The 12,571-nt window shown below is 73.7% G+C and carries 13 protein-coding genes; 5 read left to right on the top strand and 8 right to left on the bottom strand.

Annotated features, from left to right (window positions below; genetic code table 11):
- Positions 1-58: 58 nt before the first annotated feature.
- Genes ACIQFU_RS31605 through ACIQFU_RS31590 form a run of 4 tightly spaced genes read right to left on the bottom strand, consistent with a single transcriptional unit; the run spans position 59 to position 3,537 of the window.
- On the bottom strand, positions 59-1,045 hold the full coding sequence (locus tag ACIQFU_RS31605) for an ROK family protein (protein ID WP_402556094.1): 987 nt from the start codon (positions 1,043-1,045) through the stop codon (positions 59-61).
- Positions 1,038-1,367, bottom strand: a complete 330-nt coding sequence (locus tag ACIQFU_RS31600; protein ID WP_402556092.1) for a hypothetical protein — start codon at positions 1,365-1,367, stop codon at positions 1,038-1,040. The genes ACIQFU_RS31605 and ACIQFU_RS31600 overlap by 8 nt, the downstream gene beginning before the upstream one ends.
- 35 nt (positions 1,368-1,402) lie before the next feature.
- Entirely contained in the window at positions 1,403-3,286 is a 1,884-nt protein-coding gene (locus ACIQFU_RS31595; RefSeq protein ID WP_402556090.1) for a glycoside hydrolase family 35 protein, read from the bottom strand.
- Positions 3,283-3,537 carry a hypothetical protein gene (locus ACIQFU_RS31590; protein WP_402556088.1) on the bottom strand — a complete coding sequence of 85 codons (255 nt, stop codon included), beginning with the start codon at positions 3,535-3,537 and terminating at the stop codon, positions 3,283-3,285. Before ACIQFU_RS31590 ends, ACIQFU_RS31595 begins: the two co-directional genes overlap by 4 nt.
- A gap of 363 nt (positions 3,538-3,900) precedes the next feature.
- On the opposite strand from ACIQFU_RS31590, the gene ACIQFU_RS31585 reads away from it, so the two are divergent.
- Together ACIQFU_RS31585 and ACIQFU_RS31580 are read left to right on the top strand one after the other, a co-directional pair.
- Positions 3,901-4,923, top strand: a complete 1,023-nt coding sequence (locus tag ACIQFU_RS31585) for a LacI family DNA-binding transcriptional regulator (protein WP_402556087.1) — start codon at positions 3,901-3,903, stop codon at positions 4,921-4,923.
- Between the two features lie 593 nt (positions 4,924-5,516).
- Positions 5,517-6,371 (top strand): DUF2637 domain-containing protein, encoded by an 855-nt coding sequence (locus ACIQFU_RS31580; protein ID WP_402556086.1) that lies wholly within the window; start codon positions 5,517-5,519, stop codon positions 6,369-6,371.
- Positions 6,372-6,497: 126 nt separating this feature from the next.
- Here ACIQFU_RS31580 and ACIQFU_RS31575 read toward each other — a convergent pair whose 3' ends face one another.
- Complete coding sequence (locus ACIQFU_RS31575) at positions 6,498-6,941, bottom strand: DUF6299 family protein (RefSeq protein WP_402556084.1); 444 nt, start codon at positions 6,939-6,941, stop codon at positions 6,498-6,500.
- Between the two features lie 242 nt (positions 6,942-7,183).
- Here ACIQFU_RS31575 and ACIQFU_RS31570 point away from each other — a divergent pair, with 242 nt between their 5' ends.
- The gene (locus ACIQFU_RS31570; RefSeq protein WP_402556083.1) at positions 7,184-7,375 is read left to right on the top strand and encodes a DUF5999 family protein; all 192 of its coding nucleotides are present in this window, start codon (positions 7,184-7,186) and stop codon (positions 7,373-7,375) included.
- A 40-nt stretch (positions 7,376-7,415) separates the two neighbouring features.
- On the opposite strand, the gene ACIQFU_RS31565 is transcribed toward ACIQFU_RS31570, so the two are convergent.
- From ACIQFU_RS31565 to ACIQFU_RS31555, 3 genes are read right to left on the bottom strand one after another with little or no spacing between them, the layout of a single operon-like run.
- Positions 7,416-8,243: an alpha/beta fold hydrolase gene (locus ACIQFU_RS31565; RefSeq protein WP_402556081.1), complete on the bottom strand. Its 828-nt coding sequence runs from the start codon at positions 8,241-8,243 to the stop codon at positions 7,416-7,418.
- A 27-nt stretch (positions 8,244-8,270) separates the two neighbouring features.
- Complete coding sequence (locus ACIQFU_RS31560; protein ID WP_402556079.1) at positions 8,271-8,669, bottom strand: RidA family protein; 399 nt, start codon at positions 8,667-8,669, stop codon at positions 8,271-8,273.
- Positions 8,666-9,826, bottom strand: a complete 1,161-nt coding sequence (locus tag ACIQFU_RS31555) for an acyl-CoA dehydrogenase family protein (RefSeq protein ID WP_402556077.1) — start codon at positions 9,824-9,826, stop codon at positions 8,666-8,668. Before ACIQFU_RS31555 ends, ACIQFU_RS31560 begins: the two co-directional genes overlap by 4 nt.
- Positions 9,827-9,902: 76 nt before the next feature.
- On the opposite strand from ACIQFU_RS31555, the gene ACIQFU_RS31550 reads away from it, so the two are divergent.
- Positions 9,903-11,654, top strand: coding sequence for an AMP-binding protein (locus ACIQFU_RS31550; protein ID WP_402556129.1), 1,752 nt, complete (start codon positions 9,903-9,905; stop codon positions 11,652-11,654).
- Position 11,655: 1 nt separating this feature from the next.
- Positions 11,656-12,516 carry a PaaX family transcriptional regulator C-terminal domain-containing protein gene (locus tag ACIQFU_RS31545; RefSeq protein ID WP_402556075.1) on the top strand — a complete coding sequence of 287 codons (861 nt, stop codon included), beginning with the start codon at positions 11,656-11,658 and terminating at the stop codon, positions 12,514-12,516.
- Positions 12,517-12,571: the final 55 nt, after the last annotated feature.

Here is a 12,571-nt window from a genome sequence, read left to right as displayed (position 1 = left end):
GACGGCTGTGTGAGTGGTCCGACGGGTGGGTCGAACCGCGTGGCGGGCTGACGTGCGGTCAGCTGTCCGGCATCGGCGCCGTGGTAGCGGGGCGTCGCGCACCGTCGCGGGCGCCCGTGCATGCGGCGGGCCCGGTCGCCCCGTGCACGGTCTGCCAGGCCAGTAGTCCCGCTCCCAGGCAGCCCGCCTCGTCGCCCGGGGCGGCCCGCACCAAGGTGGGTCGCCGGTGGAAGGTGAGCCGCCGGTCCAGTTGCTCCCGCAGCGGGCCGAGGAGCAGCTCACCGGCCTCGGAGAGCCCGCCTCCCATGACGACGACCTGGGGTGAGACCAACGAGACGGAGGAGGCCAGGGCCGTCGCCAGGTGCGTCACGGCGCGGGCCCAGACCGCTTCGGCCACCGGGTCGCACGCCGCCTTCAGCCCGGCCACCTGCGCGGCGCCGGTGACCGTGCGGCCCGAGCGGGCACTGTAGGCGGCTGCGGCCGAGGCGACGAACTCCAGGCAGCCGTGTCCGCCGCACCCACAGGCCGTGCCCTCGGGGCCGGTGACGACATGGCCGAGTTCATCGGCGTGGCCGTGGCCCGAGACCGGCCGGCCGTCGACCAGCGGGGCGGCGGCGATGCCGGTGCCGATGGCGCAGAAGAGCACGTCGTCGGCTCCCTGGGCGGCGCCGAGCCGTGTCTCCGCCATGCCGCCGGCCCACACGTCGTGTCCCAGGGTGACGGGCAGAGCGGCGGCCCGGCTGAGGATCTCGGACAGCGGCAGGCCCCGCCGGCCGAGGGTGGCCGAGTAGACCGCCCGCTGGGACGGCTCGTCCACGACTCCGGTCACCATCACGCCGGCCGCCGACCCGGGGGCGTGCTCGGCCAGTCGGCGCAGCACCTCGGCCACCGCGTCCACGACCGCCCGGGGGCCCTCGGTCCGCGGAGTCGGCCGTCGCAGACCGGCGACCGGCTCCGTCGCACGGTTGACCACCGCGCCCTTGATCGAGGTCCCGCCGACGTCGACGGCGACTGCGTACTCGGACGGTACGGGGTGCTCAGGCATCCCAACGGCCAGCGGTGAGGGAGCGGGCGGGGCCGCGGGACGGGCCGGGGCCGGGAGCGCGTGTCCGGGCGCCGTGGACGGCCGGGCCCTCACCCCCGGTACGCGGTGCGTCGGTGGGCGGGCCGACCGGTCCGCGCCGGTAATCCACGGCGGGACCGGATGTGCCGCGGTCCGCGCCCCGCTCCCCCGCGTGGGGCAGGACCGCGCGGTGGTCGCCGGCGGACGTGGCGGTCCGTCGGCGGCGCTCGGGCTGCGGGGCGGTCTCGCGGGTCGTGGGGCACCCGGGCTCGGGGTTCGGCGCGGAGGCGGTGGAGAGGGGCATGGCGGAGACTCCTTGTACGAAGCGGTACGGAGGTCCTAGGCGGGCGAGCGGCCCGGACCGGTCCCGTCGGCCACGTCGGTCGTGGGCTCGAAGGTCTCGACGTACTCCTCGGCGGGCCCGAGGGCGGGACGGTCGCGCAGCTCGACGCGGTCGGCGAGGCGCTCCAGCTCCAGCACGGTGACGGTGTTCTCGCCCCTGCGCAGGAAGGGGCGGGGCAGGTAGAGGGTGGTCTGCGGGCCGATCTCCCAGTAGCGGCCCAGCAGTTCGCCGTTGACCCAGCAGAAGCCCTTGGCGAAGCCGGGCAGGGCGAGGAAGGTGTCGGCTGGCCGGTCCAGGGTGAGGCGGGCGGTGGCGAAGCCGGTTGCCCCTCCGGGTGGTGCGGCGGAGGCGGCGCGGGCGAGGTCCGCGGGCGTCCACGTGTCGAGCGGGAGCCGGTGCATGCTCCAGCCGTGCACCTGCCGCCGCTCGACGCGCACTTGGCCGAGGATGCCCTTGCCCTGGCCGAGCAGTGGCCCGTAGTTGATACGGCCCTGGTTCTCCACCAGCAGCTCCAGCCGCACCCGCTGTCCGGTGCCGGTCAGCGGGCAGGAGGAGGTCTCCTGGTCGAGTACGGCGATGAGAGCGCCGTCCACGAACACGTGTGCCCGGTCGTGCAGGCCGGTCACGGTCAGCTCGTGCTCGCCGGCGGGTATCCGCGGCCCGGCGCTGTAGAGCACGAGCCCGGACGCCTGGCCGAGCTCCTCGAAGCTGAGCGGCAGCGGAGCCTCCACCGGCTCCGCCGCCGTGCGCAGCGCGTCCAGCAGGGCGGCACCGCGGGTGACGGGCAGGGTTCGGGGCGCCAGCAGGGTGGGGTCCGCCGGGAGCGGGCGGTCCGGTGCGTCCGGACCGAGGAGCCGCTCGCGCAGGGCGTGGAACTTCGGTGTGAGTGCGCCGTGTTCGGCCACGGGTGCGTCGGAGTCGTAGCTGGTGACGGTCGGCTGGAGCCGGTCCCCGTCGTGGTTGGCACCGGCCCACAGGCCGAAGTTGGTGCCGCCGTGGGCCATGTAGAGGCTGACGGAGCCGTCCTCGTCCAGGATGCGGCCCACCGTCCGGGCGGCGTCCGAGGCGTCGCGCACGTGGTGGTTCTCGCCCCAGTGGTCGAACCAGCCGTTCCAGAACTCCGCGCAGAAGAACGGCTCGTCGGGCCGCCGTGCGCGCAGCAGTGCGGCCGCCTGCTCGGGACGGGAGCCGAAGGTCGCGGCGGCCAACTGCCCGGGGACGCTGCCGCCGTCGAGCATCAGCTCGGTTGGCCCGTCGGCGGTGTAGAGCAGTTCGGTGATGCCGCGGGCGGTCAGCGCGTCGCGCACCCGCAGGAGGTAGCCGGCGTCGTCGCCGTGGCTGCCGTACTCGTTCTCGATCTGCACGGCCACCACCGGGCCGCCGCGGCCCGCCTGGAGTGCGGCGACGCGCGGGATCAGCTCGTCGAACCAGCGGTCCACGGCGTCCAGGAACGGCGGGTACGAGGTGCGCAGCCGCATGCCCGGGGTGCCCGTCAGCCAGGCGGGCAGCCCGCCGTTGTCCCACTCGGCGCAGATGTACGGACCGGGGCGGACGATCACGTCGAGGCCCTGGTCCTGCGCCAGCCGGACGAACCGCTCCAGGTCGCACCTGCCGTCGAAGCGGACGTCTCCCGGCGTGCGCTCGTGGAAGTTCCACGGCACGTAGGTGTCGACGGTGTTGAGTCCCAGCGCGGCCAGCCGCTCCAGGCGGTCGGCCCACTGCTCGGGGTGGACGCGGAAGTAGTGCAGCGAGCCGGACAGGACACGGTGGGGCCGCCCCCACCGCAGCAGGGCGGCGTCCGCGTGCGTGAGCGCGGCGGTGGGGCAGGCGGCGGTGTCGGCGGCGGGCCGTGCGGCCGGCCGTTCGGGGGACGGGGTCACTTGACGGCTCCGGCGGTCGTGCCCCCGCACCAGAACCGCTGGTGGGCGAGGAAGGCGAGCAGCAGGGGAAGGACGGACACGAGCGAACCGATGACGACCAACGGCGGAGGCACCGCGACGCGGCTCACCGCGTTGAGCATCTTCTGGCAACCGTCCTTGGCGCCCGGCTGGACGGCCTGGTAGGTGACCTTGCTGCCGGGATGCGATGCGTCGAACGCCTTGACCGCGTCCGCGTAACCGGTCCATGCCAAGAATGTTATCGATGACTTTCCGGACTCCGCAGACGAGGTGTCACCGGCACCTCCGGATCGCACCGTCGCGGTGAGCAGCAGGACCAACGCTCCGGCGGAGCCCAGGCAACGACGCAGAACTGTATACTTCACGGCCACTCCTACAGCGATGGGAGCCATTGGAGGCGCACTCCACGGGGGCCGCGGGACGGCCGGCGTACCGCCGGAGCAGACACCGGAGCGCTTCGATGGAGCGAGACTATGACAGAAAATGTTATCGATGCCAAGAGCCCCGGCACGGGCGTCCCCCGAGGACACCGAGTGACACCGACCGGGCAAGGTGGAGAGCGCTATCATCTGCGGGTCGGCCGGAGGAAGGAAGCCATGTCCGAGCAGGATGCGCAGGTCAGAGAGCGGCCGCCGGGGATGGCGGACGTAGCGCGGGCCGCGGGCGTGTCGGCGCAGACGGTCTCACGCGTCCTGTCGAACCATCCAAACGTGCAGGAGCGCACCCGGGCCAAGGTGCTGGCGGCGGTGGAACAACTGGGCTACCGCCGCAACAACGCGGCGCGCATGCTGTCCTCGGGCCGCAGCCGCACCATCGGCGTGGTCACCCTCCAGACCACCTTCTACTCGCGCGCGGCCGTCACGTCCAGCATCGAGTACGCGGCGCAGGCCGCCGGGTACGCGGTCAGCACGGCCACCGTCGCCTCACTGGACACCTCCGCCATCGAGGCGGCGCTCTCCCGTCTGGCCGACCAGGGCGTCGAGGGCGTCATCCTCTCCGTGCCGCTCATCCACAGCAGTCCCCGCATCGAGCAGCTGACCCGGGCGGTGCCCACCATCACCATCGACGGCTCCCGCACCGACACGACCGAGGTCATCGCCATCGACCAGGCGCTGGCCGCCCGCCTGGCCACCCGGCACCTGCTCGACCTGGGCCACGAGACCGTCTGGCACATCGCGGGCCCGGAGCAGTGGCTGGAGGCGGCCGGCCGGCGCGACGGGTGGCGCGGGACCCTGGAGGCGGCCGGACGGACGGTGCCGCCCGAGCTGGAGGGTGACTGGTCGCCCGCCTCCGGATACCGCAACGGGCTCATCCTCGGCCACATCCCCGACGCCACCGCCGTCTTCGTCGCCAGTGACGAGATGGCCTTCGGCGTGATCCGTGCCCTCACCGAACTCGGCCGCCGCGTCCCCGAGGACATCTCCCTGGTCGGCATGGACGACATCGACCTCGCGGCCTACTGCACCCCTCCCCTGACCACCATCGCCCAGCCCTTCAGCCGCACCGGCGAGCTGGCGGTCGCCCATCTCCTGCGACACGTCACCGACCCCGACAGCATCGTCGTCCCCTGCTCCGTGGAACCCGAACTCGTCGTCAGGGCCAGCACCGCCCCCAGGTGAGCCCCGCCGCTCCCGTTGGCTCCGTGCCGACGGCCGGTCGCGCCGACGCCGTTCGGCCATCCCTCAGTCCTCCAGCACCCGTTGCCGGGTTCCGCCGCGCGGGGAGCAGCGGGTCGGCGGCCGGGACTTTCGGACACTCTTCGGAAGATCACCCGTACGCGCCGCCGACGGCGCTTTTTTCCACCGTTCACGCGTCCCCTGACGCTTTTCGTACAGAACCACGACCGAACCGGTGTGAATTCGAGATTGGGTAAGTATCGCAGGAATCGTTCACTCGACTGCCGCGCATCCGACGGAGTAGGCAGACGTTACTTCGGATATGACCGAGGAACACGGGGAATTGACGGCGCTTGGCCCGTACACCTACAGGCCCGGCAGATCTCACTGTCCGTCACCGGGTGACGGGACTCCGACCAGAGGCGGGCACCCCGTCCCTCTCCGTGTGACCGAACCGGTCCTGCAACGCTTCCTGGACGTCATGACCGAGTTGGAGAGCGGTCTCGCCGAGCGGTGGGGCCGCGCGCAGGGCTCCCTGACGTGCACCCGGGCGGAGTGACCGGCACCTCGTGTACGAAGAACACACTCATCCCCACATGCCGTACGGCGAAGGGTCGTTCCGCGCCATGGGCGGCACGGGCCGGCACCGGGCGCCCCAGGAGGCCTTCCAGGAGACCCTGGTTCCGCCCGAGCCGGGCTGGGACCCGGCCGAGGAACTCGCGTTCCTGCTCCAGGACGCGATGGAGCAGCAGACCGGCGTGCCCTCACCCTCCGCCACGGACGCTTCGGCGCTCGCACCCGCCCCGGGCACACCGCTGAGCAACCTGCAGGAGATCACGGCGGAGTTGCCCCCGTTGAGGGAGTCCCCGACGAGTCACCGCAGGGTCCGCAGAGGGAGAAAGGTGAGCCGGCTGCGGGCCGCGAGCCTGTTCGTCGCCGCGCTCGCCGCGGTCATCGCGGCCTCCGTGAGCCTGTTCGGCGGCATGGTGGCCTACGAGCCGCTGCGCCTGGCCGCCGTGACCCGCACCCGGGGCAGTGTCGTGTCCTGGTGGCCGCTGCTGGTCTACGGGCCCTGGCTGGTGGCCTCGCTGGCGGTGCTGCGGGCCGCGCTGCACCAGCGCCGCGCGGTGCACTCCTGGGCCGTCGTCCTGCTGTTCTCGGCCATCGCGATGCTGCTGTGCGTCGCGGAGGCACCCAGGACCGTGAGTGACGCCGCGGCGGCGGCCCTGCCCGGTCTCGCCTCGCTGGTCTGCTTCCAGCAGGTCATCCGGCAGATCACGCTCACCCGTCCGCCCCGGCGGGCGGTGCCGCGTCACCGGCAGCGCGCCACGGTCACTCCGGGTGACGAGGTGTCGGGCAAGGCGGCGTCCGACGCGGTGTCCCTTCCCCAGCAGCGGCAGAATGCCGTGCGCTCGCCGCGACCGGGCACGCGCCCCGGGAAAAGAATCTGACCCGGAGCGGAACAAGATGGTCGGAACAGGCTTCCGTTCCCTCCGGCGGATGTGAGGAAAGGTGAATTCGGCGGTCGTCGCGGACCGCGTTTCCGGGCAGGTCCGGAGGCCGCCGAGAGAGGCGGGTCAGGACGCCGTCAGGGTCACGTCCTGTCCCTGCCGGGCGTGGAAGCTCGGGAGCGGCACGATGCCCGTGGGACGCAGTTCCATCAGGGTGGCCTCGACGTGGGCCGCGCCGGGCTCGAGGACGACTCTGTCGGGCGTGCCGGTGTTGACCCAGCGGTGCTCCAGGCCGTCGCAGACCGCGCGGGTGCCGCCGACGCCGTACCGGACGGACGGGTCGCTCTGGCTCACGGTGGAGCTGACGAAGACCGGGCCGCTGCCGCCGGTGCAGCGGTAGGTTCCGGAGAGGGTGATGCCGCCGTCGGCGGCGATGCGGCCGACCGGGTCGACGGTCACCGACTCCGCGACGAGGCGGGCGTCGTGGGGCGCGGCCGGGGCGGCGGGCGCGCCGAGCAGGAGCAGGGCGGCAGCGGCGGCGGTGGCGAGAGCGGCGGAACTTGCACGCATGGGGGGACCTCCCGGTCGGGTCGGAATGAGGGGTTCCACTGGTACCGGGCGAAGGGGCGGGCGGCAGTGACCATCACCCCTTCGGTGGCGAGTCCGCGTCGACGGTCGTGGAACCGTCGCCGGTCTGTCCGGGTGTTGTCACGCCTGCCGCCGGGGTCTTGGCGGCGGCTCGCCGGCGGGCGCACGGTCGGTGCACGCGACGGTCCCGACGGCGGGACGGTCTCCCGACATGGAGGTGCGCCATGTGTGCCCACCGGCCTTCCTGCCCCGCGACCGACGCCCGCGCGCACGCCGTCGCCGCCCACCCCGAGCAGGGGTGGAAGCTGCTGTGCGACGGCACGATCGTCTTCGACGACACCGGCGAACTGCGGCCCGACGGCCTGGTCGTCGCCCCGCACCGGGTGCCGGACGGACACCTGGCGACGGCCGCCTGACCGCGGTTCGCCCCCGCCGGGCAGGCAGCGGTCCGTGGGGTCAGTGCTTCTCGGCGATGAACTCCCGCAGCAGGGAGGCGAGCAGCTCCGGCTGGTCCTCGGGGATCAGCGTCCTGGCGTCCTCGACCTCCACCAGCCGCCCGTGCGGGAGGAGTTCGGCCAGGCGCCGGCCGTGGGCGCGGGGCATCATCAGGTCCTCGGTCGCCCAGACGACGAGCGCGGGCCGGTCGAACTTCCGCAGTCCCCGGGCGGCTTCGAGCAGTTCGTCGCGGCGGACGTGGGTGCCGTAGTGCCGGAAGTCCCACCGGATCGCAGGGTCGGTGCGCAGCGGGCGCAGCCAGCCGTCGACGACCGTGTCCGGCACGGGCCTCTTGGTGAGGGCGCCGATGCCGACGGGCAGGCGGCGCAGCGGCTTGAGGCCCAGGGTGCGCACCAGGGCGGACACCCCGCCGGGCGTCCGGCAGGCGACGCCGATCAGCTTTCCCGGCAGGCCCGGCGGGTAGTTGTCGAACGCCTCGCACGCGACGAGCGCCAGTCTCGCGAGGCGCTCGGGGTGCCGGGCGGCCACCGTCTGGGCGCGTCCGCAGTCGTTCTCGACGAGGGTGACGTCGGTGAGGTCGAGGCGGTCGAGGAACTCGGCGATCAGCTCGTTGACCAGGTCGGGCGTGGGCGGGCGGCGCATCGGGCGGCGGTGGGCGCCGTAGGGCAGGGTCGGCGCGATCACCCGGTGGTCGGTGCGCAGGTCGGCGAGGACCTTGCGCCACACGGTCGCGTCGTGGACGAGGCCGTGGAGGAGGACGACGACCGGGCCCTCGCCGCCGGTGTCCTCGTACTCGATGGTTCCCGCGCTCAGTTCGATGTCCGGCATGCCGGAATGGTAGGGGCCGCGGGTGCGCTACGGCAGTACGGCGAACCCGTCGAGTTCCACCAACGCCCGTTCGTCCCAGAGCCGTACGACCTCCACGACCGCCATCGCCGGGTAGTCGCGGCCGGCCAGCTCGCGCCAGGTGCGGCCGAGTTCGGCGGCGTGGGTGCGGTAGGCGGCGACGTCGGTGGCGTAGACGGTGACGCGGGCGAGGTCGACGGGGGTGCCGCCGGCGGCACGCAGGGCGGTGAGGAGGTTGGTGAGGGCCAGCTCGAACTGGGCGGGGAGGGTGTCGCCGGTGATCTTGCCGTCGGTGTCGAGGGCGGTCTGGCCGGCCAGGAAGACGACCCGGGTGCCGGTGGCGACGACGGCGTGGGAGAAGCCGGTGGGCGGGGACAGGTCGGGCGGGTTCACCCGTTCGGTGGTCATGCTCCGGCCTCCTTCGTTGTTGTGTCCTGTGTGCGGTAGAGCTCCTTGGCGACGATGCCGCGCTGGACCTCGCTCGCGCCCTCGTAGACGCGCGGCGCGCGCACCTCGCGGTAGAGGTGTTCGAGGAGGTGGCCGCGGCGCAGGGCGCGGGCGCCGTGCAGCTGGACGGCGCGGTCGACGACGTACTGCGCGGTCTCGGTGGCGAGGAGTTTCGCCATCGCGGCGCGCTTCGGGACGTCCGGCGCGCCCGCGTCGTAGGCCGTGGCCGCCGCGTACACCATCAGCCGGGCCGCCTCGGTGCGCAGGGCCATCTCGGCGACCTGGTGGGAGACGGCCTGGAGGTCGCGCAGCTTGCCGCCGAAGGCGTCGCGTGCGCGGGTGTGCGCGAGGGTCGCGTCGAGGGCGGCCTGCGCCATGCCGACGGCGAAGGCGCCGACGCTGGGGCGGAACAGGTTGAGGGTGTCCATCGCCACCCGGAAGCCGCGGTCCGGTTCGCCCAGCACGTCGTCCGCGGTGACGGGCACGGCGTCGAGGGCGAGGGCGCCGATGGGGTGCGGCGAGAGCATGTCGAGCGGGGTGCCGGTCAGGCCGGGGCGGTCGGCGGGCACGAGGAAGGCGGTGACGCCGCGGGCGCCGGCGCCGGGGGTGGTGCGGGCGAACACGGTGTAGAAGTCGGCCTCGGGGGCGTTGGAGATCCAGCACTTCTCGCCGGTGAGGCGCCAGGCGGAGGCTCCCGCGCCGTGCCCGGCCTCCGGTTCCGCCCTCAGGGACAGTGCCGCCGCGTCCGAGCCCGCGTCGGGCTCGCTGAGGGCGAAGGCGGCCACCGCGGTGCCGGCGCTCACACGGGGGAGCCAGCGGGCGCGCTGGGAGTCGGTGCCGTGGGCGTGCACGGGGTGGGCGCCGAGGCCCTGGAGGGCGAGGGCCGTCTCGGCCTCCGTGCAGGCGTGGGCGAGTGACTCCCGCATCAGGCACAGGTCGAGGGCGCCCGAGGTGAACAGCCGGGGCAGCAGGCCGAGGGTGCCGAGCTCGGCGACCAGGGCGCGGTTGACGCGGCCCGGCTCGCCCTTCTCCGCGAGCGGGCGCAGCCGTTCGGCGGCGAGGGCGCGCAGCTCCTCGCACCAGGCGAGTTGTGCCGGTTCGAGCGAGAATGCGGTCATCGCCGGTCCCTTCCCCTGCTCCCCTGCCTGCCACCCCGCTTGCCGGGCCACGGCCGAGGTTATCGCGCCCCGTTGACTGCCGTCACCAACACGATACGCTCGTTGCGCGAGCCCACCACGACAAAGGGGGCGAACCGCCATGGCCGATCCGCGCCGCGCGGACCCGCACCGCTCCGCCCACGTCGACACCTTCGCGCGCGACCACCTGCCGCCCCCCGAGCAGTGGCCCGAGCTCCTCTTCGAGCTGCCCCGGCTGCGCTACCCGGACCGGCTGAACTGCGCCGAGGAGCTGCTCACCGGCCCGCCCGGCGACCGCCCGGTCTTCCGCACCGCGTCCGGGGACGTGTGGAGCTACGGCGGGCTGCGGGAGCGCGTCGACCGGATCGCGCACGTGCTCAGCGGCGACCTCGGTGTGGTCCCGGGGAACCGGGTGCTGCTGCGCGGCCCCACCACCCCGTGGCTGGCCGCATGCTGGCTGGCGGTGCTGAAGGCGGGCGCGGTGGCGGTCACCGTGCTGGCCCAGCAGCGGCCGCACGAGCTGCGCGCGATCTGCGAGATCGCCCGGGTGCGGCACGCGCTGTGCGACGTCCGGGCCGTCGACGACCTCGCCAAGGCGGAGATCCCCGGGCTCAGGATCACCACGTACGGCGGGGACGCGCCGGACGACCTGCGGGGCCGTACGGCGTCCCGAGCGGGGACCGGCACTCCGTACGAGGCCGTCGACACGGCCGCCGACGACGTGGCGCTGATCGCGTTCACCTCCGGCACCACCGGGCGCCCCAAGGGCTGCATGCACTTCCACCGCGATGTGCTGGCGATCGCGGACACCTTCTCCGAGCAGGTGCTGAAGCCGCTCCCGGACGACGTCTTCGCGGGCAGCCCGCCGCTCGGTTTCACCTTCGGTCTCGGCGGTCTCGTCGTCTTCCCGATGCGGGCCGGGGCGAGCGCCCTGCTGCTCGAACAGGCCGGTCCCAGACAGCTGTTGCCGGCCGTCGCCGAGCACCGGGTGTCGGTGCTGTTCACGGCGCCGACGGCGTACCGCGCGATGCTCGACGAGCTGGACGCGTACGACGTGAGGAGCCTGAGGCGCTGTGTCTCGGCGGGCGAGAACCTGCCCGCGGCCACCTGGCGGGCCTGGCACGAGCGCACGGGTCTGCGCGTCATCAACGGCATCGGCGCCACCGAGCTGCTGCACATCTTCGTCTCCGCGGCGGACGACGCCATCAGGCCCGGTACGACCGGCGTTCCGGTGCCGGGGTGGCACGCGCGCGTGCAGGACGGGCAGGGCATGCCCGTGCCCGACGGGGAGCCGGGACTGCTGGCGGTGCGCGGGCCGGTCGGGTGCCGCTACCTCGCCGATCCGCGCCAGCGCGAGTACGTGCGCGACGGCTGGAACGTCACCGGGGACACCTACGTCCGCGAGCCCGACGGGTACTTCAGGTACGTGGCACGCGCCGACGACATGATCATCTCCGCCGGGTACAACATCGCCGGGCCGGAGGTGGAGGACGCGCTGCTGCGCCATCCGGACGTGGTGGAGGCGGCGGTGGTGGGCCGGCCCGACCAGCGCCGGGGGCAGGTCGTGGTGGCCCACGTGGTGCTGCGGGAAGGGGCCGGGCGGGACGCGGACGCGCTGCGCGACTTCCTGCGCTCGGAGCTGGCGCCGTACAAGTGCCCGCGTGAGCTCGTCTTCCTGGACGCGCTGCCGCGCACGGCGACGGGCAAACTCCAGCGCTACCGTCTGCTGGACCCGCCCGGTCCTTCCGCCCCGCCTCCCGGTGCGCGTCCGGGATCCCCTGGGCGGCCGGGCGCGACGCCGACGACATAAGATGATCAACGTGTCCGACCAGCACGTACAGCACGCCCCGAGGTCCCTCATCGTCACGCTCTACGGCGCGTACGGCCGTTTCGCGCCGGGCCCGGTGCCCGTCGCCGAGCTGATCCGGCTGCTGGCGGCGGTCGGAGTGGACGCGCCCTCCGTGCGCTCGTCGGTGTCCCGGCTGAAGCGGCGCGGGCTGCTGGTGCCCGCCCGGACGGCCGAGGGCGCGGCGGGGTACGAACTCTCCGCCGAGGCACGTCAGTTGCTGGACGACGGAGACCGGCGCGTCTACGCCACCACCGCCCTCCACGAGGACGGGGGCTGGGTGCTCGCCGTGTTCTCGGTGCCCGAGTCGGAGCGGCAGAAGCGGCACGTCCTGCGCTCCCGCCTGGCCGGCCTCGGTTTCGGCACCGCGGCACCCGGCGTGTGGATCGCACCGGCCCGGCTGTACGAGGAGACCCGGCACGCGCTGGGCCGCCTGGGCCTGGACTCCTACGTGGACTTCTTCCGCGGGGAGCACCTGGGCTTCACGCCGACCGCCGAGGCGGTGGCCCGCTGGTGGGACCTGGCCGCGATCGCCAAGGAGCACGAGGCGTTCCTCGACCGGCACGCGCGCGTACTGCACGACTGGGAGCGCCGGGCGGACACCCCGCCCGAGGAGGCCTACCGCGACTACCTCCTCGCCCTGGACTCCTGGCGCCACCTGCCCTACGCGGACCCGGGGCTGCCCGCCCGGCTGCTGCCCGGGGACTGGCCCGGCACGCGCTCGGCGACCGTCTTCCGCGCCCTGCACGAGCGGCTGCGCGACGCGGGCGCGCACTATGCGGACATGGGGCAGAACACGGGACCGATCCCACCTCCCGGACAGTGATTCACATCACATTTCCGCGGGATCAGCGAACCCTCAGCCCTCTCAGACCCTCTTC

The sequence above is a fragment of the Streptomyces sp. NPDC093065 genome, assembly GCF_044754585.1.
Lineage (GTDB): Bacteria > Actinomycetota > Actinomycetes > Streptomycetales > Streptomycetaceae > Streptomyces.
Note: the sequence above shows the minus strand (reverse complement) of the source record. Positions and strands in the feature narration are given on the sequence as shown.